A 25,660-nucleotide genomic window follows, 5' to 3' on the forward strand; every position below is an offset into this window, starting at 1 on the left:
CCGGCCGGGCTGCCGCTGGACATCAGCGCCGGGCAGTCCGATAGCCAGGCAACCACTTCATCCAGCGCGAGCGGCGCGTCGTTCCGCCCGGGCGCTCAGCTTCGCCCTCCTCGTCCCTCCTATGCGCCATCCGATACAGCAGCGGCAGCACCAGCAGCGTCAATGCGGTGGAGGACAGGATGCCGCCGATCACCACGGTGGCCAGCGGACGCTGTACCTCGGCGCCGGTGCCGGTGGCCAGTGCCATCGGCACGAAGCCCAGTGATGCCACCAGCGCCGTCATCAGCACCGGGCGCAGGCGCGTCATGGCGCCCTCGTGGATGGCCACGTCCAGGCTGCGCCCTTCCTCGCGCAGGCTGCGGATGAAGGAGATCATCACCAGCCCGTTGAGCACCGCCACGCCCGACAGCGCGATGAAGCCCACCGCTGCCGAGATCGACATCGGAATGCCGCGTGCGGCCAGCGCCAGGATGCCACCGGTCAGCGCGAAGGGAATGCCGGTGAAGACCAGCAAGCCATCCTTGACGTTGTTGAACATCGCAAACAGCAGCACAAACACCATCAGCAGCGCCACCGGGATGACGATCTGCAGGCGTTGCGTGGCCGATTGCAGGTTCTCGAACTGGCCGCCCCAGGTGGTCCAGTAACCGGTGGGGATGCGTACCTGCGCCTGCAGGGCCTGTTCCGCATCGGCCACGAAGGAGCCCAGATCGCGGCCCCGCACGTTGGCGCTGACCACGATGCGGCGCTTGCCGTCTTCGCGGCTGACCTGGTTGGGACCGGGGGCGATGTTGAGCGTCGCCACCTCGGCCAGCGGGACATAGCTGATGCGGCTGGCGCCCTCCTGCAGCGGCAGCGCGATGGGCAGGCGGCGCAGGGCGTCCAGATCGGCGCGGGCGGCCTCGGGCAGGCGCACCACGATGGCGAAGCGGCGGTCGCCCTGGAACAGCGTGCCGGCCTGGGTGCCGCCGATGGCGGTGGCGATCGTGTCCTGCAGGTCGGACACGTTCAGGCCGTAGCGCGCCAGTTTCTGACGGTCGATGTCCACGCTCAGCATCGGCAGGCCGGTGGTCTGCTCCACCTTCACTTCGGTGGCACCGCTGGTCTTCTGCAGCACGGCGGCGACCTTGGTGGCGGTGTCGTTGAGCACGGCCATGTCGTCGCCGAAGATCTTGACCGCGACATCGCTACGCACGCCCGAGATCAGTTCGTTGAAGCGCAGCTGGATGGGCTGCGAGAACTCGTAGCTGTTGCCGGGGATGCGGGCTACAGCCTGCTGGATCGCCTCGCGCAGTTGTTCATGCGTCTTGCGTGGCTGCGGCCATTGCGACTCGGGCTTCAACATGATGTAGCCGTCGGAGATATTGGGCGGCATCGGGTCCGAGGCCACCTCGGCGGTGCCGGTGCGGGCGAAGACGCGTTCGATCTCGGGGAATTGCCGCATCAGCGTCTTCTCGATCTGCTGCTGCATCTCCAGCGATTGCGACAGGCTGGTGCCGGGGATGCGCAAGGCCTGGATCGCCATGTCACCCTCGTTCAGGCTGGGGACGAATTCAGTGCCCAGGCGCGTGGCCAGCACCGCGCACACCACGATCAGCGCACCGGCAAAACTGAGCACCACCGGCTTGTTGTCCATGACGCGTACCAGCAGCGGCGCATAGAGGCGCTTGGCCCATTGCATCAGAATGTTCTCCTTCTCCGAGACGCGTTCGCCGATGAACAGGGCAATGGCCGCCGGGATGAAGGTCACCGACAGGATCATCGCGCCCAGCAGTGCCGCCACCACGGTGAAGGCCATGGGCGTGAACATCTTGCCTTCCACCCCGGTCAGCGCAAACATGGGCAGGTACACGATCATGATGATCAGTTGGCCGAACAGCAGCGCCCGGCGCGCCTCGCGGGCGGCGGCGAAGACCTCATGGAAGCGCTCGCTGCGCGTGAGCGGGCGGCCGTGATGTTGCTGCGCATGGGCCAGGCGGCGTACGCAGTTTTCCACGATCACCACCGCGCCATCGATGATGATGCCGAAGTCCAGCGCACCCAGGCTCAGCAGGTTGGCGCTGACCTTGTTCGAGACCATGCCGGTGAAAGTGAATAGCATGGCCAGTGGAATCACCATGGCCGTGATGATGGCCGCGCGGATGTTGCCGAGGAAGACGAACAGCACCCCAATCACCAGCAGCGCGCCTTCGATCAGGTTTTTCTTGACCGTGGCGATGGCCTTGTCCACCAGCACGGTGCGGTCATAGACGGTGATGGCCTCGACCCCGGCCGGCAGGTTGCGGTTGATTTCGCGCAGTTTCTTGTCCACCGCCTGCGAGACCGTGCGGCTGTTCTCGCCGATCAGCATGAAGACTGTGCCCAGCACCACTTCGCGCCCGTTCTCGGTGGCCGCACCGGTGCGCAGTTCACGTCCCATGCCGACCTCGGCCACATCACGGATGCGAATGGGCACGCCGCGCACATTGGCCAGGATGATATTGCCGATGTCTTCCAGCGAGGCCACCTGGCCCGGTGCGCGGATCAGGTACTGCTCGCCGCGCCGCTCGATGTAGCCGGCGCCGACATTGCTGTTGTTCTTTTCCAGGGCCTTGATGATGCTCTCCATGGTCATGCCATAGGAGGCCAGGCGTTCAGCCGAGGGGGCCACGTGGTATTCGCGGGCGTAGCCGCCGATGGTGTTGATCTCGGTCACGCCGGGCACCAGCCGCAGTTGCGGCTTGATGACCCAGTCCTGGATCTCGCGCAGGTCGGCTGCGCCATAGGGCGTGCCATCGGGTTTGCGGGCGTCCTCGCGGGCTTCCACGGTCCACAGATAGATTTCACCGAGGCCGGTGGAGATCGGCCCCATGGCCGGATCAATGCCGTTGGGCAGCTGGCTCCTGGCCTGCTGGATGCGCTCGTTGACCAGTTGCCGCGCAAAGTAGATGTCGGTGCCGTCCTTGAAGATGACCGTTACCTGCGACAATCCGTAGCGCGACAGCGAGCGCACCTGTTCCAGTTGCGGCAGGCCCGACATGGCGGTCTCGATGGGGTAGCTGATGCGCTGCTCGGTTTCCAGCGGTGAATAGCCGGGGGCGGCGGTGTTGATCTGCACCTGCACGTTGGTTATGTCGGGCACGGCGTCGATGGGCAGCTTCTGGTAGTTGTAGACCCCATAGGCCGCCATGCCCAGCACCGCCAGCAGGACCAGCCATCGATGCTCGATGGCGAAGCGAATGATGCGTTCAAACATGATCGTCGTCTTTCAGAATGGTGGGAGTGGCGTGACGCGATGGTCGCGATCCGCGTCAATGGCTATGCTCGGCCGCGCCCTTGCCCAGCTCGGCCTTGATGGCGAAGCTGCCGCTGGCGGCGTACTGCTGTCCGGCTTGCAGGCCGGAGAGGATTTCCACCGACCTGCCGTCGCTGCGCCCGGTGCGCACTTCCTGCGCCTTGAAGCCATCGTCCACCCGCACGAAGACCACGCTCTTGTTGTCCACCGTCTGTATCGCTTCCGCATCCACGGCCAGTGCTACCTCGCTGGCCTCGGTCATCACGTCGACGGTGACGAACAGGCCCGGGCGCCAGCTCTCCTGCGGATTGGGCAAGACCACATGGGCCTTGGCGGTGCGGGTTTGCTCCCCGATCAGGGCGCCGACATAGGAGATGCGACCGGTGGCGCTGGCCTCGAAGGCGGTGGCGCGCACCACGGCGGCGCTGCCCGCGCGGACCGTCTGCAAGTCCTTGGGCGAGACGATGATCTCGGCCCATACGCTGGAGAGGTCGGCGATGATGAAGGCGTTGGCATCCTCGCGTACGGCTTCGCCCAGGCCCAGGTGCTTCTCGACCACGGTGCCGTCGAAGGGGGCGCGGATCTCGTGCCGGCTGAGGGCACCGCTACCCGTTCCGGTGACGCCGATGGCGCGCAGCTTCTGGCGTGCATTGCGCACGGCGACCTCGGCTTCCTGCAGGGAGAGTTGCGCCTGCTGGTAATCCTGTTCGGCCGAGATCTTCTGTTCCCACAACTGTTTCTCGCGTTGCCAGGTGCTGCGTGCCAGGCTCAGGCGCTGTTCGGCGTTGAGCAGTTCGGAACGTTGCTCGGAGACCGCGCTGCTGCTGATGACGGCCAGTACCTGGCCCTTGCGCACCTTCTGGCCCAGCGTGGCGGAGACCGATTCGACCACGCCGGCCACCTGCGGCACCACATGCGCGGTGCGGTCTTCGTTGAAGCGAATCTCGCCCGGCAGTTGCAGCCCGCTTTCGATGCGCGCTGCGCCGACCTGCTTCAGGGCGATGCCGGCGGCAGTGATCTGTTCCTGGCTGAGGGCGACCTTGCCTTCCTCCTCGCCATGTCCTTCCTTGTCCTCGTCGTGGCCTTGATGGGCTCCGTGGTCGTCATGGGCTGGCTTGCCGTCGGACCCGTTTTTATCCTGATGGTCGTCCTCCTTGTGGGCGCCCTCTTCCTGATGCGTAGAGGTGGCTTCGGTGCCGCCCTGGCCCTTCATCAGGGTCCATCCGCACAGCAGCGCGGTAATGGCGATGATCGCGGTGATGGCGAGTTTCTGTTTGCTGGTCATGGTGGTTCTCATTGCAGGTTGAGGGTGGCGTCGCCGGCCAGGCGATCGAGTTCGGCGGCGGCCTGGAAGGCGGTCGACAGGGCTTTCCAGTACTGCGCCCTGGCCTGGAAGTAGGTGCGCTGCGCGTCGAGCACGTCGAGGAAGCCGAACTTGCCCAGCGTGAAGCCGGTGCGGGCGGCCAGATAGGCGCTCTGTGCGCCGGGGACGATGTCCTGGCGCAATGCCAGTGCTTCGGCCCGTGCATTGCGCAGGCGCTCGTAGGATTGCGCGGCGTCGTTCTGCATCTGCAGTTCGACCAGGGCCAGTTCGTCACGGGCCTTGTCGGTGCGCTTGATGGCTTCCAGTTCATTGCCGCGATTGCTGTCCAATACCGGGATGGGCAGCGAGAAGCCGACCACCCACATGTTGCGTGCGGCCTCTTCGTCGCGCTTGTTGCCCAGCGAGAGCGTCAGGTCGGGAACGCGCTTGCTGCTTTCGATGCGTGCCAGCGCGGCGCGCCGTTCCACCTCCAGCCGCGCCAGCTGCACCGCCGGCCCGTTGCCCACGCGTGCGGTGAGGTCGGCGATGGCCGGCAGTGGCGGCAGGGTCTCAAGCGCGGTATCGGCCAGCACGAAGTCGGCCTGCCGGGCGTTCCACAGGCTGGCCAACTGGCCGCGGGCCAGGGTGGCGTCACTCTCGGCCTGCTGGCGTTCCAGTTGGGCCGTGGAGAGCGCCAGTTGTGCCTTGGTCTGCTCTACCGGCGAGACCTTGCCGGCTTGCACGCGCCGCGCCGTCATGTCGGCAGCGGTCTGCGCCAGCTGCACCAGTTCGGCCGCCAGACGCTGGCGTTCACCGGCCAGCAAGGCGTCGTGATAGGCGCTGGTGACGCGGCTGCGCATCTGCTGGCGCAGGCTGGCGTATTCCAGCCTGGCCATGTCCAGCTGGCGCTGTGCCGCATCGATGCGGGCGCTGCGCTTGCCACCCAGTTCGATGGGCTGGTTGATCTGGTAGGTGGTGGTGCGGCTGGCCTTGCGGGTGTCTTCCATCAGGGCAGAAAACTCGGGATTGGGGCGCGCGCCGGCTTGCATCAGGCTGCCTTCGACCGCTTCGATTTCCAGGCGGGCGGCCGACAAGGCCTTGTTGTGGGAGGCCGCCAGGTCCAGTGCGGCGGTCAGGGTGAGGACGGGCGCCGCGTCGGTGGGTGCCGAAAACGGGGCAGCAACTGGCGGCGTGGCTTGGGCCACGGCCAGGGCTGGCGCGAGCAGGGCAAGCGCCAGCATGGGGATATGCCGGTACATCGAATTCTCCAGTGGTGAAAAGGGGAATCCGGCGAGTGCAGAAAGAAGGGAAGCGTGCTCGCCGGGCTAGGCGGCGAGCGGCCAGTTGGGCTTGTCCGGCCCGTCGGCGATGTGGGAGTTGGGATGGGGCGCGATGGTGCTGAAAACGTCAAGCGTGGTGCAGGTCTGGTCGGCCATTGGCGCGCCCTGCCATTGCATGGATTTCATGCAGGACAGCTGGCAGACCGCGCAGGCCGCATCGGCGTCGCCACCCTGCCCCGCGTTGCCGCGGCCGTCGGGTGAGGCTTCGTCGCCGGCTGGTGCAGCGGCATGTTCATGGTGGCCGGGATGGCCGGGATGGTCGGTGGGTGCGGCACCGTGGCTTTCCTTTTCCGGCTGGCAATAGCTGGCCACTGCAGCCCACGAGAGCTGCAACGGCAACAACAAGGCCAGGAAAAGAATCAATGCACGCATGAAGGAGACGTGGGTTTGGCTACCGGCCCGGGACAGGCAGGTAGCCACGATGTGTCGCTGTCACCGTAGCCATAGCCATAGCCACAGCCACAGTTGCCGTTACCGCTGCGGTAACGACCGGCGCCGATTATGCTCCGTTGTAGAGCGAGGAGTCAAAGGCCTGGTTCTGGGTGCTGCTGTCCTGCAGGGAGGGCTTGGCGCCGGCGGTCTGCATCGGCTGGCCGAGTTCGGCCGCCTTCAGTTCTGCAACCACGTCGGCGCGGGTCTTGGTGCCTTGGTATTGCACCACCGGATAGTTGTTGCGGGCCGACAGGTTGGCCTGGTCGCGGGCTGCTTCGGTGGGGACGGTGGACTGGGCGAAGGCCGACAGGGAGAAAGCGCTGACCAGGGTGCCGATGACGAGATGCGAGATTTTCATGATGAAGCTCCTTTGAAATGTGGTTCCACAAGGCCCTGTTCGATGCCCGCCCGGATGGGTGGCGTACATCGGCCAGGGCCGACGCGATGACCAGTGGTGTGTCTGGCGTATCGTTGGAATGGATTCTAAGGAGCCGGTCCGCTCAGAAAGATTGCCCAGTCATTACAGATTTGTAATGAATGCCCGACGGGCCTGGTTCACAATATCGGCTTATCCGTCAGGAATCCGATCATGCATATCTTGTTGGTGGAAGACGAGCCCAAATCCGGCGACTATCTGCAGCGCGGGCTGACCGAGTCCGGCTTTGTCGTGGACTGGGTGCAGACCGGCGTGGATGGCCTGCACCATGCGCGCACGCTGGACTACAAGCTGATCATCCTGGATGTGATGCTGCCTGGCATGAACGGCTGGGACATCCTGCGCGAACTGCGGCGCAGCCACGATACACCGGTCCTGTTCCTGACCGCGCGCGACGAGGTGGAAGACCGCGTCAAGGGGCTGGAACTGGGCGCCGACGATTATCTGGTCAAGCCCTTTGCCTTCACCGAACTGCTGGCGCGGGTGCGCACCCTGCTGCGCCGTGGCCCCAGCCGCGAGGCCGATGTCATTGATTACGACGATGTCGTGGTCGATGTGGTCAGGCGCAAGGTGACGCGGGCCGGCCAGCGCATCGACCTCACCGCCAAGGAATTTGCGCTTTTGCACATGCTGATCCGGCGGCCGGGCGAAGTGTTGTCGCGCCCGCAGATCGCCTCCCAGGTGTGGGACATGAATTTCGACAGCGATACCAATGTGGTCGACGTTGCCGTGCGCCGCCTGCGTGCCAAGCTCGATGACGGTTTCGACAAGAAGCTGCTGCATACCGTCTGGGGCATGGGCTACGTCTTCGAGGCGCGCCAGTGAGCCAGCGCGCACCGGCCTCGATGAGCCTGCGGCTGGTGGTGCTGTTCGGGCTGCTGGCCTTGCTCATTTTCACGGCGGTGGGCAGCTATCTCTCGCATTCGCTGCATGTGCAGCTGGAGCGGCGCGACGATGAGGAACTGGCCGGCAAGTGCCGCTCCATCAATCATCTGGTCGAACATGCGGCGTCGCTGGACGACATCCTGGCGCGCCGTCATCTGGTACTCGATACCCTCTCCGGTCACGATCAGCTGCTGGTGCGCATCGCCCGTGCCGACGGCAGTACGCTCATGGAAAGCCACGACCCGTCCAGCGGCACGCCGGGTCTGGACCTCTCGCGCATCGACCTGCGCACCTGGGACAGTATCCAGTCGCTGCACATCGGCGATCTGCGCGCGCGCTATATCGCCAGCAGGCCCGTCACGCGCTCGGGGGAGCAGGCGGTGGTGCTGGTGGTGCGCACCGCCTCGGACCGCATGCAGTTGCTGGCCGACTATCGTTCCGACGTATGGTGGGCGGCCAGCATCGGGACGGTCCTGGCGACCTTGCTTGGATTTTTCCTGGTGCGCAGCGGCTTGCGGCCCTTGCGCATGATGGCCCTGCAGACGCGCGCCATTTCCGCCAATCGTCTTGATACCCGGCTCGATCTGCAGGCCGCGCCGCGTGAACTGCACGAGATCGTGCAATCCTTCAATGAGATGCTGGACCGGCTGCATCGCAGCTTCCAGCAACTGAGCCAGTTTTCGGCCGATCTGGCGCACGACCTGCGTACGCCATTGAACAACCTGATGGTGCAGACCCAGGTGGCGTTGGGCAAGCCTCGCGGAATCGATGAATACCAGGCCCTGCTCAGTTCCAATATCGAGGAGTACGAGCGTCTGTCGCGGATGATGGAGAGCATGCTGTTCCTGGCCCGTGCCGAGAACGCCCATGTGGTGCTGCAGATTCAGGACCTCGATGTGGCGCAGGAATTGAATCGCATCGCCGAGTATTTCGAGGGCATCGCCGAAGACGCCCAGGTGGGCATCGCGGTCATCGGCAACGGGCGCATCCAGGCCGACGTGATGTTGCTGCGGCGCGCCGTCGGCAATCTGGTAGCCAATGCCATCCGCTTTACGCCGGCGCAGGGCAGCATCACGATCGAAGCCAGCACCGTCGATGGTGCCACCGTCATCGCGGTGTCCAACCCCGGCCCGGGCATCCAGGCCGACCTGCTGGAGCGCATCTTTGATCGCTTCTATCGGGCCGATCCCTCACGCAGCAGCGCCAGTGGCTCCAGCGGACTGGGACTGGCGATCGTGCGGTCGATCATGGTGTTGCATGGTGGCCAGGCGGGCGTGAGCAGCATGCCGGGCCGTGAGACGGTGTTCACCCTGCGCTTTCCCATGGCGCAGGCAGGTTCGTCAGGTAAGGCCTGAAGGCCAGGGGCATCGGCCGGACCGGGGTCTCAGCGGGAATCCTCGCTGGGCAGCGCCAGCAGGGTATGCCGCATGAGATCGGGCAGTTCCATCTCCAGGGCGATGGCGAGGGCTTCCATGTTGTCCACGGAGATATTGCGATCTCCGCGTTCAACCTCGCTCAGGTAGGTGCGACTGATGTCAGCGCGGAATGCCAGTTCTTCTTGTGACATCTCTTTAAGCCGGCGAACTCTGCGAACGTTTTGTCCGAAGATGATGCGGGCGCTTGGTGGAGTCTCTGTATTTTTCATGTGCGCAAGGATCGGGCGGCTAGGGGTGACGGTCGATTAGCTACAATTACAAACGCACAAACTATCCGTGACAAACACTTATACCTGCGAATCTCTCGCGGAATAATCGAAAAATAACGAGATTGTTATCGTAGTTTGGTTGAGTATTTCTTCGAAAAAGCTCTAGTTTTTCTTCGAAATAATCAGAACTTTCGCTGTTGATTGTTGCTCTTTGTCTCATCCCGCGAGCAAAAGGACCTTCATCACACGCACTGCATCGACATGGACAAATCACAAGCCTTGCGTCGCGCCAAACGATTGGCCCTGATCTGCCTGCTGGCGGCGGTGGCGCTGTTCGTCGGCGCGTCGCTGGCGCCGCCTTCGCTGTGGAGCGGCCTGCTGCGGGCCATGGCCGAAGCGGCGATGGTGGGCGCGCTGGCCGACTGGTTCGCGGTGAGCGCCTTGTTCCGCCACCTGCCCTTGCCCTGGTTGTCGCGGCACACCGCTATCATCCCGCGCAACAAGGATCGCATCGCCGACAACCTGGCGGTGTTCGTCGAAGAGAAATTCCTGAGCCCGCAATCGCTCGCTACGCTGGTGCGTCGGCACGATCCGGCGCAGCGCCTGTCGGCCTGGATGGCCGCGCCCGAGAATGCCGCCCGCCTGGGCAGCTACATGGCGCAGGCGGTCGGTGCCGTGCTCACGCTCACCGACGACCGTCGCATCCAGGCCTTCGTGCGCGACGCCTTGCATGCGGCATTGGGCAAGCTGGACCTGTCGCGCTCGCTGGCCACCGTCCTCGATACCCTCACCCTGGACGGCCGCCACCAGCAGTTGCTGGACCGTGCCATCGTGGCACTGGCCGAACTGCTCAATCGCGAAGAGACCCGCGCCTTCATCGCCGAACGCATGGTGGAATGGTTGCAGCGCGAATATCCCAAGATCGAAAAGCTGCTGCCGTCCAGCTGGATCGGCGAGAAATCCGCCGCCACCCTGGCCGACATCCTGGACAAACTGCTGAGCGGCATCGCCGAGGACCCGCAACACTCGCTGCGCCAGGCCTTCGACCGCCAATTGGCAGGCTTCATCGAGCGTCTGAAGCAGGACCCCGCCCTGCGCGAGCGTGCCGAGCAGATCAAGCGCGAGGTCCTGCAAGGCGAGGCCGTGAACGCCTATGTCGGCAGTCTCTGGGAGAGCTTGCGCACCTGGCTACGGCAAGACCTGGAACGACCCGATTCGGCCCTGCACGCGCAGGCTGCTGCCGCCACGCAATGGATAGGTCGCGCCCTGCAGGAGGACGCGGCTTTGCGCGCCTCCCTCAACGATCATCTGGAACAGGCCATGGCCAGCCTCAGCCCGGAGGTAGCGCAACTGCTTACGCGCCACATCAGCGACACCATCAAGCAGTGGGACAGCGCCGAGCTGTCGCGCCAGATCGAACTGAACATCGGGCGCGACCTTCAGTACATCCGCATCAATGGCACGCTGGTGGGGGGATTGATCGGCGCCCTGCTGTTCGGCCTGTCATGGTTGATGCAATGGGCCGCACACGGGCCATGACGCCTGGGCAGGGTGAACCGGACTACTGATCCATCTCCTTGAGGGTCTTGCGCATGATCTTGCCGGTGGCCGTGGTGGGCAGCGCATCGACGAAGGCGATCACGCGGGGATATTCATGGGCCGCCAATTGTGCCCGCACATGCTGCTGCAGCTCGGCCACCAGTGCCTGGCCCGGTGCGTGGCCCTCCTTGAGCACCACGAAGGCTTTCACCACCTCGGTCCGCAATGCATCCTTGATGCCCACCACCGCAGCGATGCGCACCGCCGGATGGCGCATGATGCACTCCTCAATCGGCGCCGGCCCGATGCGATAACCGGCGCAGGTGATGACATCGTCATTGCGGCCCAGGTAGCGGATATAGCCCTGCTCATCCATGTTGCCCAGGTCACCCGTGAGGAGGAAGTCGCCGGCGAATTTCTCCTGCGTGGCCTCTTCATTGCGCCAGTAACGCAGGAACATCACCGGGTCCGGCGCACGGATGGCGATGTTGCCGACGGCACCACGCGCCACGATCCGGCCATCCTCGTCGACGATCTGCACGTCGTGCCCCGGCACGGCACGGCCCATGCTGCCCGAAGCACTGGGATAGAGCTTCGACGAGGATGAGACCACCAGATTGCATTCGGTCTGGCCATAGAATTCGTTGATGGTAACGCCCAGTGCTTCGCGTCCCCAGGCGATCAGGTCATCACCCAGTGTCTCGCCGCCGCTGGCCACGCTGCGCAGCGAGAAAGGCCATTGCTCCCGGGGCGAGGGTGTCCCGCGCAGCATCTTCAGGGCGGTCGGCGGGAAGAACACATTGCGGATGTCATGCCGCGCCAGCAGGCCGAACACGGCCTCGGCATCGAACTTCTCCAGGCGCCGCGCCACCACCGCCACACCGTGGTATAGCGACGGCAGCAGCACGTCCAGCAGCCCCCCGATCCAGGCCCAGTCGGCCGGCGTCCAGAAGCGGTCGCCAGGCTGCGGGAAACTGTCGTGCGAGACCTCCACGCCCGGCAGATGCCCCAGCAGCACACGGTGTGCATGCAGCGCTCCCTTGGCCTTGCCGGTGGTGCCGGAGGTATAGATGATCATGGCCGGATCGTCGGCCCGTGTTGCCACCGCCTGCGGCAGCGGTGCCGCCGCGCGCAGGCGATCCCAGAAGTCGGTGGTCTGCGGCAGCACGATATCGGACTGCTCCACACAGAACACCACCTTCAGCGCCGGCAGTTCGCCGGCCAGGTGGACCTTGTCCATGCCGCTGCTGTCGGTCACCAGCGCCGCCGCTTCGCTGTTCTGCAGCCGATAGGCGATGGCCTCCGGCCCGAACAGGTAGAACAGCGGCACCGTGATCGCCCCCAGCTTGTAGGCGGCGATATGGGTGATCACCGTCTCGATGCGTTGCGACAGGTAGATACCGATGCGGTCCCCGCGCCCGATGCCGGCCTCCGCCAGCACCTGGGCAAACTGGTCGCTCAGGGTCTTGAGCTGGTCGTAGCTCCAGGTGGTGACGCTGCCGTCGGCCTCCTCGCTGATGATGGCGGGACGGCCACTGCCATCGGCCCAGCGGTCGCAGGTGGCGATGCCGATGTTGAAGAATTCGGGGATCTGCCAGTGGTACGGCGCCGCTTCGTCGTGGCGGTAGTGCGTGCCATTGATCACGGTGCGTGGCGGGATGGTGGGATTCACTTCTGGTCTCCTTCGGGTGTCGGGGCCGTGCGGTCCCGGTTGATCCGGCGGGCGCTGCCTACGCGGGCGCGCCTCTGATTCGTGGGTCAGGCCGGTATGAGCCTGTCTTTCACCGCCTTGGCCTTGTCGCAGCACGCGGGACTGCGTGCAGGCCGTCCATTGCTGCATGCATGCGCGGCAATGAATGTTATCGAATTCTAACGAAAATACCCTTCAACAGTCTTCCTCGCCTCGAAGCTTGCGTATGCCGCCGCTAGCATAACCGCCTCAATCGCATTGCGTCCTACCCCATTCCATCTATAGCTCTGCCGTCCTGCATGCCCCCGGCACCCAGGCGGATTCGCATCGAGGACCCTGGCATGGTTTTCCGCTCTCTGAAGGAGTCGCTTACGGGCTACTCCGACATCGCACGCAGTATCCATTTGCGGCTGATGCAGCCGCCACCCGCCGAACCCGGGCCGGCTTCCGCGCCGCGCCTGGACGAGCTCCTGCTGGTGACCCGCGTCTCAGGCCATGAGGCCGTCTGCGGTGCATTCGAATACCGCCTGCACTGCATCTCTGCCCAGCCCGATCTGCCACTCAAGGACTTTATCGCGTTGCCCGCCGAGATCCGCTTCGTGACCGATCGTGGCCAATTGCGCAGGGTGTCTGGCCTGATTGCCGAGGCCAGTGCCGGTGAAGTCGAGGACGGCCTCGCCAGCTATCGGCTGATCCTGCGCGACGCCCTGGCGCTGATGGGCCAGCGCAGCAATACGCGGGTCTTCCTGCATGCCAATGAGCTTGATGTCACGCAGGTGTTGCTTTCCGAGTGGCGCACCATCAATCCCGTGCTCACGTCCTGCTTCGACGTCGACTGGAGCTTGCTGGCCGAAGGTTATCCCTTGCGCGAATTCACCATGCAGCACAACGAGTCCGATGGCGACTTCCTGCGCCGGCTCTGGAAGCGGCGCGGCATAGGCTGGTTCATCCGCCCGGGCGAGCCGACACCGGAGGACCGCACAGGCCGGCCGACCCACACCCTGGTGTTATTCAACGATGCCTTCCAGTTGCCGGCCAACGCCGCCGGCATGGTGCGCTATCACCGCGATCATGCGCCCGGCGAACAGGACAGCATCACGCACTGGAGCGCGATGAGAACCCTGCGGCCCGGCAGCGTCAATCGCTATGGCTGGGACCACGCCAAGGGCGGCCCCATGCACAGCCGGGAAACGACCCGGGCGGACCAGGGCATCCTCGGCAGCCGCTTCGCCGCCAGTGTGGATGACTACCGGATCGATGCCCCGCGTACCGGCAACGACGCGGAAGACTATCGCCAGCTTGGCAAATTGCGCATGCAGCGCCACGCGTACGAATCCAAATCCTTCCAGGCCCGCTCCACCGTGCGCGCACTGCGCGTGGGCGAGTGGATCACCATCGAAGATCATCCGGAGCTGGACCGGCATCCCGCCCACGAGCGGGAATTCATCGTCACCAGCCTCGACGTCGAGGCCGAGAACAACCTGCCGCATAGCCTGGCGACCAAAGTGAAGGCCTTGTCGGTTCGAAACCGGTGGGAAATAGGCAACGAGGATGGACACCAGGGCGTTGAAAGCCCGAATCAAGGTGCGCCCACGCGGGCGTTCCGCTACCGCAACCATTTTTCCTGCGTACGGCGCGGCACCCCGGTGGTACCGGCCTTCGATCCCCGACAGGATGTGCCGTCGCCCCGCCTGCAGAACGCGCACGTGGTCGGTCCCCCCAACGAGGCAGTGTTCTGCGACCCGCTTGGCCGGGTCAAGATCCGGTTTCCCGGCACCCGCATCGAGGATCATCGCCACGCCAATGGCGCCGGTGCCAGCGACAGCGGGCGCGATTCGGCCTGGGTGCGCGTGGCCAGTACCTGGGCTGGCAACCAGTGGGGCGCGATCAGTCTGCCCCGGGTGGGCGAGGAAGTCATCGTCGACTTTCTCGGCGGTGATCCCGACAAGCCCATCATCATCGGTCGCGTGCACGGCGCCACCTCCCTGCCGCCCAGCTTCAGCGACATCGGCGCCCTACCGGCCAACCGCTTCCTGGCCGGCATCAAAAGCAAGGAAGTCCGAGGCCACCGCTACAACCAGCTACGGCTGGACGATACGCCGCGCGAAATCAGCGCGCAGCTCGCCTCCCAGCATGGCTACAGCGAACTGAACCTGGGCTGGCTCACCCATCCCCGCGACCAGGGTTTTGGGACCGCGCGGGGTGAAGGCGCGGAGTTGCGCACCGACCAGTCACTGGCCTTGCGGGGTGGACAAGGCGTACTGATCAGCGCCGCCGCACGCCCGGCCGCCGCTGGAGGGCAACTCGACAGGCAGGAATTGCTCGGCCTCATGACAGCGCTGCAGGACGTCCAGCAGCAACTGGCCACCCTGGCACAGACCCACCGTGCCGGCGACACCGAGGCCCGCGCCCTGAGCACATTGCGTGAACGCCTCGAACGCTGGGAAGCCGGCAGCAACACCGACAAGGAAGGCAGCGGCGGCGGGCGTCCCCTGGTCGCCATGACCGCGCCCGCTGGTGTCGCCATCAGCAGCGAAGACAGTATCGCCATCGGCGCACAGACCCAGATCGACATGATCAGTGTGGGCAACACCCAGCTTTCAGTGGGCAAGAAGCTGCTGGCCCGCGTGGCCGAAAGCATCAGCCTGTTCGCCCATCGGTTGGGGATCAAGCTGGTCGCCGCCAGCGGCAAGCTGGAACTGCAGACGGACGCCGACAACATCGAAGCCACCTCTGCCAAACGCATCGTTCTCACCGCCGCAGAAGAAATCGTGCTGCAGGCACCGCGTCTGCGCTTCGTTGCACAGGGCGCGCAGATTGATCTCGGCGGCGGCGCCATCACCCAGCAGAGCAGCGGCGACCACGTCATCCGCTCGGCCGATTTCCATCACCTGGGCGGTGCAGACGCGCACGTTCCCGAGATCACCCTGCCGGTCAGCAATGTGCCGACTGACGAGCGCTTCATATTGGCCCGCCGCGGCAGCGGGCGACCCCATGCGCACCAGCGCTACCGCATCGAACTTGATGATGGCAGCGCCATGGAAGGCATCACCGACGAGCAGGGCCGCACCGAGCTGAGCCAGGACATGGCCTTGCGCATCGCCCGGCTGCATCTACTGAAGGAGTAGGCAATGAATCAGACAGTGAAGCAGGCAAACAACCCGGAACCCACCCGCCTGGTCGGCACCAGCTGGGACGATCAGGGCAACGATGTGGCGCAGTCGGTCCTGACCGGCAAGAGCATGAAGGTACGCGCCCTGTGCCTCACCTCGCCGGATGCGGTGCTGCCCATCGTCTTCGTGCCGGGGATCATGGGGACGCGGCTCAAGGTCAAGGGCCGTGATAAAGGGGCGGCATGGTTTCCGCCGGAAGGTAAATGGGACGGCATCGCCCTTCTGCTTGGGCATACAAGACGCACCGCAGCAGACCGGCAGCGGCTACTTAATCCCAACAATACCGAGGTCGATGACGAAGGCCCCGCCTACCCTGATGACATAAGTAAAACTTTGTTATCGTTTGCGCCGGGCAAGACCGACGCCGAGCGCGTCCGATGGCGGGGCTGGGGACAGCTACATGGCGATAGCTATGAAAAGATCCTGGATTTTTTGGAAAAGAGCATGGCGCTCATTTTTGACCCGGCCAGCCAAGGCAAGAAGCTCACTTCGCAGTGGCAGGAACTGGTGATGAATCGTCAGGATGCCGGGAAGCTGGGCGCGCAGAAGCCCTTCGTTGTGTTGAAGGAGCAGCAGCTCCGCGACGCGGCCGAATTACTTTATCCAGTACATGCGGTGGGTTACAACTGGTTGCAGAGTAACAAGGTCTCGGCGAAGCGACTGGCTACAGAGATCGAGCGCATTACCGCCTATTACCGTAGTAAGAGGAAGTCTTGCGAGCAAGTGATCCTGGTCACGCACAGTATGGGCGGTCTGGTCGCCCGCGCGTGTGTACAGCTACCAGAAATGCAGGAGCGCATCCTTGGTGTAGTGCATGGAGTTATGCCGGCCTTGGGAGCACCGGCCACCTACAAGCGCATACGCGCTGGCTTCGAAGGGGCGGCACAGGTGATCCTCGGTCGCAATGGCGCTGAGTGTACCGCCGTAATGGCGAACGCCGCAGGGCCACTGGAACTGCTTCCTACCAATCAATACCGGACCTGGGCCAACGGCGGAGAGCGGCATTGGCTACGGGTCAGCTATATCAGTATGGGGCAGCGTGGGTTCCCTGAAGAGATGGAGAGCTTTTTGGGTGAAGGCGATCCTTACGCGAACATCTATCTCAACAATACGACTGATTGGTGGAAACTGGTGAGGGAGGATTTGATTGATCCGGTGGGCAGGGAGGTTCAGGCGAGAGCTAAGTCCGATGGCAAGCGGACGGCTACAGGTGGCCCCGACAACGCGGACTTTGATAAGTATGTAAAAAATATGAAGATAGCGATGGAGCTCCACCAGATGATCGCCGATAAGTATCACCCGACGACTTACGCTTATTACGCTGCTGATCCTCAGAAGCCATCGTGGAATGAAGTGACGTGGAAAAGTCCATTACCTGTACCAAGCACTCCAAGATCAGCCGTACTGAAACTCGATGATCTAAACGGAACGGTAGAACTCGCCATCGCGGGAAAGCATCGAGCGCGCTTCAGCATTCAGGATGGGACTGGTCCAGGAGACGGCACGGTACCTGCCGAGTCGGGCGCGGCACCTAAGCCGCATGCAATTCAGATATTCAGGCACGAAGGAAAATCGAAATCGCATGATAGTTACGAACATCAACATTCATATAACGCCCCAATTGCACAGGCAGTAACTCTGTATTCCATTGTCAGCATTGTTTCCTCGTCTCCATGGGTGAGGCGCCAATCGGCGAAGACATGAAACGACGATACCTTGTCCATCTCGTATTTTATTCTTCGCTATTGTTTGCAACACGTGGCGATAACGACAGCGCTGACCGGCGTTCCAATTATATGAACATGCAAGCTAACTTCACTTCCCCGGCCGTATCAACATTCTGCGTAGGTCGATTTCTTATCGATGTACCACTGGGATCCGCCCTTAGCGGTGGTAACTTCAATTACGACTATCTTCAGATTGAACGCCCTGTTGGGAAGTCGTTTGAGGAGTTTCAGCGCGAACTAAGCCAAAAGGAAATCAACCTCAAGGCGGAGAAGCACGAGCAGGATCCGAGCCTGCTGCGCGAATTGCGGACGCCGAGTATGGAGTCTCGTGTTTTTTCTTTCTGGGAATTTCCTACGGCAGCAGGTTTGATTGAAGTTGAGGGGTATCGCTGGATCGATGGAACACAATATCTGTTCAAGGCGCAAGCTGGGACCAGCCCGCCTGTCGAGGGAACGATGAGTCGGGAAGAGCTTGTTCTCGGCAAGATGGAGAAGGCCCTCACGCATCTTCGGCCGCGCCTCGAAACGGAAATCCCTGCGGAACCCGGCTACTGTTTTGAAGGAGGTTTTATTGCTAGCGCCGAGTGGGAGGCCGAAGAAGCAGGTATCGATATCGATATTGCAGATCATCCCGACGCATTCGTTTCAGTTTGGTTCTATCCCTTAGCCATGAGCAAACATGACCTCCCGCTACTGGAGCGCATGGATGGAGTTCTGCAATCGCTCGGTCGCCTCGCCACATCAGTGCGGGTCCTGCGCAGCGGTAATCGCCAAGTCGGCCCCTATCGTGGCCAGGAACATCTGGCGACGGCACCGAACAGTGGTGGCATGCGCGGCCACAGCTTCATCTGGGAAACCGAAGGCGAAGGTACCCTGGATACACCAGCACTCAAGATCGAACTCACTACCGGTCATCGAGACAAGGATGGCAACCCGCAAAAGACAAAATTGACGGATGAGCAAGCTATGAAGCTCTGGGACGAAGTTCTCAACAGCTTCCGCGTGCGTCCGACCACGGACCCGCAGAAAACCAGCCAGAACAATCCTCCATCCTCCCCCTTGCGTCCTCTCGGTGAGCTCGCCGGGACCGGCAGTATTTGCCCACAGAATGGCTGGTGGAGATGCGTTGACACCGGCAATGTGGCCGGCGGTCGTCGGCGCTTCTTCAAGGCTGGCGAGACGATGCCCTCCGTTGTCCTGCTGGGTCCGCCGAACCTGTGGCAGGCCTTGCGCAAGAAACCACCGACATATGAAACCAAGACCGTATGGGCCCTGGTCGATTACGAAGAAGGGGCCGACGTCCCCAGTTCGGAAAGCGGCTCGGCCGGTGAAAGTCCCGATACGCAAGGCGGGAGCAAGTCGTGATGCGACGCGCACTCTCTTGGTTGATCTTCTCACTAGCGGTGCTGGTCGCGACCGCCTGCGCTGTTGATAGTGGTGACCAGCGATCAGAACTGATGAACGACCGTCCAGCTCCTTCTGTGTCCACTTTCTGCGTCGGTCGATTTCTTGTCGACGTACCCCAGGGATCTAAGCTTAGCGGAGCAGACTACAAGTACGATTACCTGCAGATCAAGCGTCCTGAGCAGAAGTCGTTCGAGGATTTTCAAAGTAAACTCAATCAAAAGGAAGCAAGGCTAAAAGCAGAAAAGCACGAAAGGGATCCCAGCCTATTGCGCGTATCGAAAACCCTGGATGCAGGAACTCGTGTGTTCTCATTCTGGAAATTTGGAAGGGCTAGAGGTCTCATCGAAGTCGAAGGATACCGATGGATCGATGGCACGCAGTATTTTTTGAAGGCACAAGCCGGAACCAGCCCACCGGTAGAGGGAACCATGAGCCGGGAAGAACTTGTTCTCGGCAAAATGGAAAGGGCGCTAATACATCTTCGGCCGCGCCTCGATAGCGAAATCCCGACAGAGCCTGGCTACTGCTTTGAGGGTGGCTTCATCGCCAGCCCGGAGTGGGAGCTGGAAGAGGCTGGCATCGATATCGACATCGCCGGTCATCCCGATGCGTTTGTCTCCGTCTGGTTTTACCCTCTACACATGAGCAAGCACGACCGCCCACTGCTGGAACGCATGGGCGGGGTGCTGCAATTTCTGGGTCGCCTGGCCACGTCAGTACGGGTTTTGCGCAGCGGCAATCGACAAGTCGGCCCCTACCGTGGTCAGGAACATCTGGCAACGGCGCCGAACAGTGGTGGCATGCGCGGCCATAGCTTCATCTGGGAGACCGAAGGCGAAGGTACCCTGGACACGCCAGCTTTCAAGATCGAACTCACCACCGGTCACCGCGACAAAGACCGCAATCCGCAAAAGACAAAACTAACGGATGAGCAAGCCATGAAGCTCTGGGACGAAGTTCTCAACAGCTTCCGCGTACGCCCCACCGCAAGCCCCGAAAAGCTGCTTCACCGCGATCCCCCTGCCGGGATGCCCCAGCCTGCCGAGACTCCACAATCCGGCGTTGCCCACCCCGCCGAGTCCGCCTCCTGATCACTCTCTCCAATCCCTGCCCGAAAGGAAATCCCCATGCCCAAGATCATTCGTCTCGGTGACGCCACCTCCCACGGCGGCAAGGTCACCAGCGTCAGCGCCTCACACTTCAAGGTCAATGGCATTGCCGTGGCCCGTGTAGGCGACCCCTGCAGTTGCCCGCAGAAGGGTCACGAGAATTGCACCATCGTCGAAGGCCATGCCCATCACAAGATCAATGGCGTCGCCGTCGCCTACGAGGGCCACAAGACCAGTTGCGGCGCGACCCTGATTGCCAGTGCCAACAACTTCAGCGCTCAATAGCGGTCGACTTACGCATAGGCCAGCCGACCCCTTGTCGGCAACTCCAGCACCGCCAACCCCGGCGTTCCTCCTTCCAGCCTGAACACCGACACCAGCCGCGCCAGTTGCGCGGCCTGGTCCTGCAACGACTGCGCCGCCGCAGCGGCTTGCTCTACGAGCGCCGCATTCTGCTGGGTCACCTGGTCCATCTGCACGATAGCCAGGTTCACCTGTTCGATGCCGGCGCTCTGTTCCTGCCCGGCTGAGCTGATCTCGTTGACCACGGCGCCCACCCGCTGCACGCTTTGCACCACCTCCTGCATGGTCAGCCCGGCCTGCTCCACCAGCTTGCTGCCATCGCTGACCCGCTGTACCGAGTCGGCGATGAGGCCTTTGATCTCGTGGGCCGCCGTGGCCGAGCGTTGCGCCAGCGCACGCTCCTCCGAGGCCACCACCGCAAAGCCGCGGCCCTGCTCGCCGGCGCGGGCCGCTTCCACCGCTGCGTTCAGGGCGAGGATGTTGGTCTGGAAGGCGATGCCATCGATGACACCGATGATGTCCACGATCTTCCTGGAAGAATCGTCGATGGCTCCCATGGTCTTTACCACCTGGCTGACCACGTCCCCTCCCTGGCGCGCGATGTCCGAGGCCGAGCCCGCAAGTTGATCGGCCTGGCCGGCGTGGCTGGCGTTTTGCCGGACGGTGGCGGTGAGCTGCTCCATCGAGGAGGCGGTCTCCTCCAGCGAAGCTGCCTGCTCTTCGGTGCGGGAAGACAAGTCCAGGTTGCCTCGCGCAATCTCGCTGCTTGCCGTGGCGATGGTGTCGGTGGAGACGCGCACCTGGCTCACGATCTCCAGCAGCCGGTCATTCATCTTCTTCAAGGCACGCAGGAGCATGCTGGTCTCATCGCGCCCATGGGCGTCGATGGCCGAGGTCAGGTCGCCGGCCGCCACCGTCTCGGCCACGCGTACGGCGCGGTCCAGGGGCCGGGTGATGCTGCGCGTGATCATCCAGGCGATGGCGGTGGCGGCCGCCAGACCGACGACGGCCAGCGTCAGCAGCAGCGCGCGCGCTTGCTGGTAGTTGTCCTCGACTTCGTCGCCCGCCCTTTTCATCATGTCGTGCTGCAGCTTGATGAGGGCGTCGGCGGCGCTCATGGTGGCGCTCTGTACCGGGCGCACTTCGTCGATGAGCACATCGATGGCGCCCTCCTTGCCACCCTGCTGCACCATGGTCAGGACCTTGTCGCGTTTTTCCATGTAGGCCGTCTGGGCGCTGATCAGCTTGCCCAGGGCGGCACGGCTGTCGGCGTCGGTAAGCAGGCGGTCCAGTTGCGCCAGGTCCTCGCGCACGGCCTTGTCGGCCCCGCTGATGCGCTCGTACTCGCTCTTGATCTGCGCTTCCTTCTTGAGCAGCACGATGTTGCGCACCGAGCGTGCCACCAGATTGAGCTGGTCGACAATGTCGCCGGCTACTACGGTCTTGGGATACTTGTCGTGGATCACATCCTTCATCTGGCCATTCAGCTGAGCCAGCCGCACGATGCCGCTGGCGGCCATGGCCAGCATCAGTACCATCAGCAGGCCGAAGCCCAACCACAGACGCACACGGATGGTGACGTTGGAAAGTTGCATGGAATTCCCCCTGTTATCGTTTCATTGTCGGTAGGCAAGGAGGCTGGGCGACGTAACCGGAAAGCAAGGCACGGGCAGCAGTCCGGTTGTGCCCTGCCTTCTCCAGCATAGAAGACGATGCAGTTGAAACCAAGCACGGCCTTGTTGCGGGCGAGCGCCGACAGGCCCAAGACTCAGGCGTCCCGACGCAACTCGGCGGGGAGAGAATGTGAAGGTGGAACGGGGACCGGGCGTGGGATCGCTCAGTCGCCCAGGTCGATGGTCCCGGCCAGGCGGATGGCCGTCGGGGTTTCGTACATCGCCACCACCCACGCCTGCTGGGCATCATCGGCATGCGCATCGAGCGTGGCGGCGACGAAGTTGATCGAGGCCCGGTCGAGGCTGGCGTAGGGGTCGTCCAGCAGCGTGAGCCTGGCGTGGGCGGCAAAGGCGGCAGCCAGGTAGACCTTGCGCTTGCTGCCGGTGGAGAGCATGAAGAGCTTCTTTTCCAGATGGGGCGTCAGCGACAGGCCCTCGGTCAGGGCCGGCAACAGGCTGTGGTCGAAGTGCGGAAACCGCTCGGCCATCGCCGCGAATACCTCCGCCGGCAACATCTGGTCGTAGGCCTCGGTACGCGGGTCGATGAAGAAGACCTGACGTCGATAGGCTTCGCCATCGCTGTCCAGGCGCATGCCGTCCAGTTCCAGAACCCCATCGCGTGCCGGCATGAAGCCGCCCAGCAGGTTCAGCAGCGTGGTCTTGCCGCGCCCATCGCCGCCGCGCACCAGCGTCACGCCGGAGGTGATGCGAGCCGAGAAATCCTGGAACAGATCCAGACCGGGATAGGAAAAATTGAGGCGGGAAGCCAGCAGCAGGGCAGCACGATCAGCAGCTTGGGTCATCGGATGGATTGGGTGAGGCCGTTTCAACGGCGTTGGCGACGGGCGGCTTGTCGTTCAGCTTCCTGGGCGGCGCGTTTCTCCTTGCGGGCATCGGCCAGCATCGCCAGCGCCAGCGCCAGTGGCGGATACAGGAGGATCAGACCGCTCCAGTCGTGATCGGACAGAAACATCAGGGCCGCAATGCAGAGGTCGACGGCCATCAGCAACATCAGTGGCCAGCCCACGGGCGCACCAAGGAAGGTCTTCTGTCGCTTGTTCTTGAAATACAGGGCCATGCCGTTCACCGTGCCGTGTTGTTCGCCGCGTGGCCGCCGCGCCGCGCCGGATGGGCGCTATCACTGGCCGGGATCATGCTGGCGATGGGTTGTCTCCTGGGCTGGATTATAGAAGATGTGGCCGAGGCCAGGGATATTGCAGGCCGATGTTCCCGCCCGGTAGCAGCCATGAGGCTGCGCCGTCACCTCCTGCCGCCTGCAGACGAAAAAAAACGGCCCCGGCAAAGCCGGGACCGTCGTTGTTTCAGTCAATCTCAGGGCAAACAGATCTTGCTGAAGGCTCAGTGTGCCTTGGCCGCCCCCGGCCACATCCGCACCACCAGGGCCAGCAGGGCCGACAGGGTTGCCAGGGCGACTACCGCGATCCAGCCCCACTGGGCCAGCGCCAGGCTGCCCAGGGCGGCACCGGCGGCCATGCCGATGAACATGCCTACGAACAGCACGGCATTCAGACGGCTGCGGGCGCCCGGTTCGATGCTGTAGACGATGGTCTGGTGTGCCACCAGGGTAGCCTGCACGCCGAGGTCGAAGCCGATGGCGGCCAGCGCCAGCAAGACCAGTTGACCCTGGGTCGAGAACCACGGTGCCAGCGCCATCGAGGCGAAGGCCAGGGCAGCCAGTGTCACGCCCAGACGGGTCACCAGTTCCGGACCTTTCTTGTCGGAAATGCGGCCAGCCAGGGGAGCGGCCAGCGCACCGGCCGCACCGGCCAGGCCGAAGGCACCGGCAGCGGCGCTACCCAGATGGAAGGGTGCGCCATGCAGCATCACCGCGAGGGTCGACCAGAAGGCCGAGAAACCAACCGACAGCAGGCCCTGGGCCAGGGCGGCACGACGCAGGGCGCCATGCTTGCTGACCAGCGTACCCAGCGAGCCCAGCAGCGCGCCATACGACAGACGCGAAGTCGGGTGGAAGCGCGGCAGGCCACGCCACGCGGCCAGGCCGACCAGGGCGATGCTGGCCGAGGCACCCACGAACATGGCGCGCCAGCCGAAGTGTTCAGCCACGAAGCCGCTGACCACCCGCGAGAGCAGGATGCCCAGCAGCAAGCCGGTCATGACGGTGCCGACGATGCGGCCGCGATGCTGTTCCGGTGCCAGGGTGGCGGCAGCCGGGACGATGTCCTGGGCCATGGTGGCGGTCAGGCCGATGGCCAGACTGGCCGCCAGCAGCGTGGCTACGCCGGAGGCGGCGCCGGCCAGCAGCAGCGCCACCGTCAGGATGGCGGCCTTGATCAGGATGATGCGGCGGCGGTCGTAGCGGTCGCCCAGCGGTGCCAGCAGCAGGATGCCCAGGGCATAGCCGAGCTGGGTCGACATCGGCACCATGCCCACCGCGCGCTCGGAAGCGCCGATGTCATCGGCCAGCACGCCCAGCATGGGCTGCGAATAGTAGAGGGACGCCACGGCCAGGCCGGCGCCAGTGGCCAGCAGGCCGATCAGGGCCGGCGACAGGCCATTGGCATGCGCGGCCGGCTGGGCAGAAGCCGGGGCAGCGGTATGCGTCTTTTGAATGCTGTTCATGATGGAACTCCGTAGGGTTTGTCTTGCGGCCGGCCCGGGAAACCCCCTCTTTGCCAGCGTTGGAACGGATTCTCCGCCTCCTGGCTCGCATCCGGTAGTAGCGCACGCGGCAGAATTGTTATACGTTAGCCGTATGAGCAAGCCTATCCCCCCCACCCCTGGCGCGTCCGATCAGCCCAATACGGCCAGCTTTTCCGCGGCCGGGCTGACCGACCGCATCGAGCTGATCCAGACCTTCGTGCGCATCGTCGATGCCGGCAGCCTGTCGGCGGCGGCGGCGCAGCTGGCCACCACCCAACCCACCATCAGTCGTCGCCTGCAGACCCTGGAGCGCTCGCTGGGCGTACGCCTGCTGCAGCGTTCCACCCATGCGATGAAGATGACCGAGGATGGCGAGCGCTGTTATGAACGGGCCAAGGAATTGCTGGCCGGCTGGGATGAGTTCGAGAACGAGTTGCGCGGTGCCCGCCAGCATGCCGAAGGGACCCTGCGGGTGGCCGTGCCGCACGCCTTCGGCCAGGAGCAGCTGATCGGCCCGCTGGCGCAGTTCATGCGCAACCATCCGCGCATCACGGTGGAATGGCTGCTGCACGACCGTGCCGCCGATTTCATCAGCCAGGGGATAGACTGCGCGATCCAGGTCGGTGAGGTGGCTGACCCCTCGGTGGTGGCGATCCATCTGGCCGAGGTGCCGCGCATGACGGTGGTCGCCCCTACCCTTCTGCAGGGACGGGCATTGCCGCAGTCGCCGGCCGAGCTGGCGGACCTGCCATGGATCGCCATTCCCGCCTTCTACCGCCGCGAAGTGACGCTGACCCACGCCCACAGTGGGGAGCGCAGCCAGGTGGCGTTCCGGCCCCAGTTGGTCACCGATAGCCTCTACGCCCTGCGCAATGCGGCCATCGCCGGCATGGGTGCGGCCGTAGGTTCATCCTGGGTACTGTCCGAGGATGTGGCTGCCGGTCGGCTGGTGCAATTGCTGCCGGAATGGGAGCCGGCACCCCTGCCGGTCTCGCTGTTGTACCCCTACGCCCGCTTCTACCCGGCGCGCCTGCGCCACTTCATCGATACCATGAAGGAAGCCATGCCCGGTGTGGTCCACAAGGCCGTCGGCCGGACTTGA

Annotated in this window: 20 protein-coding genes; 9 read left to right on the forward strand and 11 right to left on the reverse strand. The window is 63.7% G+C overall.

The window, feature by feature from the left end:
• Positions 1 to 22: 22 nt before the first annotated feature.
• The 5 genes from BTM36_RS12210 to BTM36_RS12230 all read right to left on the reverse strand — a co-directional run bounded on the left by BTM36_RS12210 (position 23) and on the right by BTM36_RS12230 (position 6,707).
• A complete protein-coding gene (locus BTM36_RS12210) occupies positions 23 to 3,235 on the reverse strand; it encodes a CusA/CzcA family heavy metal efflux RND transporter (protein ID WP_077236488.1) in 3,213 nt (1,070 codons plus the stop codon).
• Positions 3,236 to 3,290: 55 nt separating this feature from the next.
• Entirely contained in the window at positions 3,291 to 4,559 is a 1,269-nt protein-coding gene (locus BTM36_RS12215; RefSeq protein WP_077236489.1) for an efflux RND transporter periplasmic adaptor subunit, read from the reverse strand.
• Positions 4,560 to 4,567: 8 nt separating this feature from the next.
• The gene (locus BTM36_RS12220; RefSeq protein ID WP_077236490.1) at positions 4,568 to 5,836 is read right to left on the reverse strand and encodes a TolC family protein; all 1,269 of its coding nucleotides are present in this window, start codon (positions 5,834 to 5,836) and stop codon (positions 4,568 to 4,570) included.
• 66 nt (positions 5,837 to 5,902) lie between these two features.
• Positions 5,903 to 6,289, reverse strand: a complete 387-nt coding sequence (locus BTM36_RS12225; protein ID WP_077236491.1) for a hypothetical protein — start codon at positions 6,287 to 6,289, stop codon at positions 5,903 to 5,905.
• A 127-nt stretch (positions 6,290 to 6,416) separates the two neighbouring features.
• Positions 6,417 to 6,707 carry a DUF4148 domain-containing protein gene (locus tag BTM36_RS12230; RefSeq protein ID WP_006463461.1) on the reverse strand — a complete coding sequence of 97 codons (291 nt, stop codon included), beginning with the start codon at positions 6,705 to 6,707 and terminating at the stop codon, positions 6,417 to 6,419.
• A gap of 231 nt (positions 6,708 to 6,938) precedes the next feature.
• On the opposite strand from BTM36_RS12230, the gene BTM36_RS12235 reads away from it, so the two are divergent.
• The gene (locus BTM36_RS12235; protein ID WP_006463462.1) at positions 6,939 to 7,610 is read left to right on the forward strand and encodes a heavy metal response regulator transcription factor; all 672 of its coding nucleotides are present in this window, start codon (positions 6,939 to 6,941) and stop codon (positions 7,608 to 7,610) included.
• Positions 7,607 to 9,025, forward strand: coding sequence for a heavy metal sensor histidine kinase (locus BTM36_RS12240; RefSeq protein ID WP_174616845.1), 1,419 nt, complete (start codon positions 7,607 to 7,609; stop codon positions 9,023 to 9,025). The genes BTM36_RS12235 and BTM36_RS12240 overlap by 4 nt, the downstream gene beginning before the upstream one ends.
• 29 nt (positions 9,026 to 9,054) lie before the next feature.
• Here BTM36_RS12240 and BTM36_RS12245 read toward each other — a convergent pair whose 3' ends face one another.
• On the reverse strand, positions 9,055 to 9,315 hold the full coding sequence (locus tag BTM36_RS12245; RefSeq protein ID WP_077236492.1) for a helix-turn-helix domain-containing protein: 261 nt from the start codon (positions 9,313 to 9,315) through the stop codon (positions 9,055 to 9,057).
• 261 nt (positions 9,316 to 9,576) lie between these two features.
• Between BTM36_RS12245 and BTM36_RS12250 the strand changes: the two genes are divergently transcribed.
• Positions 9,577 to 10,854: a DUF445 domain-containing protein gene (locus BTM36_RS12250; RefSeq protein WP_077236493.1), complete on the forward strand. Its 1,278-nt coding sequence runs from the start codon at positions 9,577 to 9,579 to the stop codon at positions 10,852 to 10,854.
• Positions 10,855 to 10,876: 22 nt separating this feature from the next.
• Here the strand turns inward: BTM36_RS12250 and BTM36_RS12255 are convergent, their stop codons facing one another.
• A complete protein-coding gene (locus BTM36_RS12255) occupies positions 10,877 to 12,499 on the reverse strand; it encodes an acyl-CoA synthetase (protein WP_139347140.1) in 1,623 nt (540 codons plus the stop codon).
• A 386-nt stretch (positions 12,500 to 12,885) separates the two neighbouring features.
• On the opposite strand from BTM36_RS12255, the gene BTM36_RS12260 reads away from it, so the two are divergent.
• The 5 genes from BTM36_RS12260 to BTM36_RS12280 are packed head-to-tail and all read left to right on the forward strand — an operon-like array spanning position 12,886 to position 20,245.
• Entirely contained in the window at positions 12,886 to 15,672 is a 2,787-nt protein-coding gene (locus BTM36_RS12260; protein ID WP_077236494.1) for a type VI secretion system Vgr family protein, read from the forward strand.
• A 3-nt stretch (positions 15,673 to 15,675) separates the two neighbouring features.
• The gene (locus BTM36_RS12265) at positions 15,676 to 17,421 is read left to right on the forward strand and encodes a triacylglycerol lipase (RefSeq protein WP_077236495.1); all 1,746 of its coding nucleotides are present in this window, start codon (positions 15,676 to 15,678) and stop codon (positions 17,419 to 17,421) included.
• Positions 17,418 to 18,809, forward strand: a complete 1,392-nt coding sequence (locus tag BTM36_RS12270; protein ID WP_254426991.1) for a T6SS immunity protein Tli4 family protein — start codon at positions 17,418 to 17,420, stop codon at positions 18,807 to 18,809. Before BTM36_RS12265 ends, BTM36_RS12270 begins: the two co-directional genes overlap by 4 nt.
• Entirely contained in the window at positions 18,809 to 19,942 is a 1,134-nt protein-coding gene (locus BTM36_RS12275) for a T6SS immunity protein Tli4 family protein (protein WP_077236497.1), read from the forward strand. The genes BTM36_RS12270 and BTM36_RS12275 overlap by 1 nt, the downstream gene beginning before the upstream one ends.
• A 36-nt stretch (positions 19,943 to 19,978) precedes the next feature.
• Positions 19,979 to 20,245 (forward strand): PAAR domain-containing protein, encoded by a 267-nt coding sequence (locus tag BTM36_RS12280; protein WP_006463471.1) that lies wholly within the window; start codon positions 19,979 to 19,981, stop codon positions 20,243 to 20,245.
• A gap of 8 nt (positions 20,246 to 20,253) precedes the next feature.
• On the opposite strand, the gene BTM36_RS12285 is transcribed toward BTM36_RS12280, so the two are convergent.
• The 4 genes from BTM36_RS12285 to BTM36_RS12300 form a co-directional block, all read right to left on the reverse strand.
• Positions 20,254 to 21,858 (reverse strand): methyl-accepting chemotaxis protein, encoded by a 1,605-nt coding sequence (locus tag BTM36_RS12285; RefSeq protein ID WP_077236498.1) that lies wholly within the window; start codon positions 21,856 to 21,858, stop codon positions 20,254 to 20,256.
• A 242-nt stretch (positions 21,859 to 22,100) separates the two neighbouring features.
• Positions 22,101 to 22,739 (reverse strand): ATP-binding cassette domain-containing protein, encoded by a 639-nt coding sequence (locus BTM36_RS12290; protein ID WP_077236499.1) that lies wholly within the window; start codon positions 22,737 to 22,739, stop codon positions 22,101 to 22,103.
• Positions 22,740 to 22,762: 23 nt separating this feature from the next.
• Positions 22,763 to 23,014, reverse strand: coding sequence for a hypothetical protein (locus tag BTM36_RS12295; protein ID WP_006463474.1), 252 nt, complete (start codon positions 23,012 to 23,014; stop codon positions 22,763 to 22,765).
• 281 nt (positions 23,015 to 23,295) lie between these two features.
• The gene (locus BTM36_RS12300; protein ID WP_077236500.1) at positions 23,296 to 24,537 is read right to left on the reverse strand and encodes an MFS transporter; all 1,242 of its coding nucleotides are present in this window, start codon (positions 24,535 to 24,537) and stop codon (positions 23,296 to 23,298) included.
• A 133-nt stretch (positions 24,538 to 24,670) separates the two neighbouring features.
• Here BTM36_RS12300 and BTM36_RS12305 point away from each other — a divergent pair, with 133 nt between their 5' ends.
• Positions 24,671 to 25,660 (forward strand): LysR family transcriptional regulator, encoded by a 990-nt coding sequence (locus tag BTM36_RS12305; RefSeq protein WP_077236501.1) that lies wholly within the window; start codon positions 24,671 to 24,673, stop codon positions 25,658 to 25,660.

This window comes from Herbaspirillum sp. VT-16-41 (assembly GCF_001994935.1).
GTDB lineage: Bacteria > Pseudomonadota > Gammaproteobacteria > Burkholderiales > Burkholderiaceae_D > Herbaspirillum > Herbaspirillum frisingense.

Excerpts from the sequence above, each read along its gene's own strand:
- BTM36_RS12210 (WP_077236488.1), bottom strand. The coding sequence starts at position 3,235 with ATGTTTGAACGCATCATTCGCTTCGCCATCGAGCATCGATGGCTGGTC.
- BTM36_RS12215 (WP_077236489.1), bottom strand. The coding sequence starts at position 4,559 with ATGACCAGCAAACAGAAACTCGCCATCACCGCGATCATCGCCATTACC.
- BTM36_RS12220 (WP_077236490.1), bottom strand. The coding sequence starts at position 5,836 with ATGTACCGGCATATCCCCATGCTGGCGCTTGCCCTGCTCGCGCCAGCC.
- BTM36_RS12225 (WP_077236491.1), bottom strand. The coding sequence starts at position 6,289 with ATGCGTGCATTGATTCTTTTCCTGGCCTTGTTGTTGCCGTTGCAGCTC.
- BTM36_RS12230 (WP_006463461.1), bottom strand. The coding sequence starts at position 6,707 with ATGAAAATCTCGCATCTCGTCATCGGCACCCTGGTCAGCGCTTTCTCC.
- BTM36_RS12235 (WP_006463462.1), top strand. The coding sequence starts at position 6,939 with ATGCATATCTTGTTGGTGGAAGACGAGCCCAAATCCGGCGACTATCTG.
- BTM36_RS12245 (WP_077236492.1), bottom strand. The coding sequence starts at position 9,315 with ATGAAAAATACAGAGACTCCACCAAGCGCCCGCATCATCTTCGGACAA.
- BTM36_RS12250 (WP_077236493.1), top strand. The coding sequence starts at position 9,577 with ATGGACAAATCACAAGCCTTGCGTCGCGCCAAACGATTGGCCCTGATC.
- BTM36_RS12260 (WP_077236494.1), top strand. The coding sequence starts at position 12,886 with ATGGTTTTCCGCTCTCTGAAGGAGTCGCTTACGGGCTACTCCGACATC.
- BTM36_RS12265 (WP_077236495.1), top strand. The coding sequence starts at position 15,676 with ATGAATCAGACAGTGAAGCAGGCAAACAACCCGGAACCCACCCGCCTG.
- BTM36_RS12270 (WP_254426991.1), top strand. The coding sequence starts at position 17,418 with ATGAAACGACGATACCTTGTCCATCTCGTATTTTATTCTTCGCTATTG.
- BTM36_RS12275 (WP_077236497.1), top strand. The coding sequence starts at position 18,809 with ATGCGACGCGCACTCTCTTGGTTGATCTTCTCACTAGCGGTGCTGGTC.
- BTM36_RS12280 (WP_006463471.1), top strand. The coding sequence starts at position 19,979 with ATGCCCAAGATCATTCGTCTCGGTGACGCCACCTCCCACGGCGGCAAG.
- BTM36_RS12285 (WP_077236498.1), bottom strand. The coding sequence starts at position 21,858 with ATGCAACTTTCCAACGTCACCATCCGTGTGCGTCTGTGGTTGGGCTTC.
- BTM36_RS12290 (WP_077236499.1), bottom strand. The coding sequence starts at position 22,739 with ATGACCCAAGCTGCTGATCGTGCTGCCCTGCTGCTGGCTTCCCGCCTC.
- BTM36_RS12295 (WP_006463474.1), bottom strand. The coding sequence starts at position 23,014 with ATGGCCCTGTATTTCAAGAACAAGCGACAGAAGACCTTCCTTGGTGCG.
- BTM36_RS12300 (WP_077236500.1), bottom strand. The coding sequence starts at position 24,537 with ATGAACAGCATTCAAAAGACGCATACCGCTGCCCCGGCTTCTGCCCAG.
- BTM36_RS12305 (WP_077236501.1), top strand. The coding sequence starts at position 24,671 with ATGAGCAAGCCTATCCCCCCCACCCCTGGCGCGTCCGATCAGCCCAAT.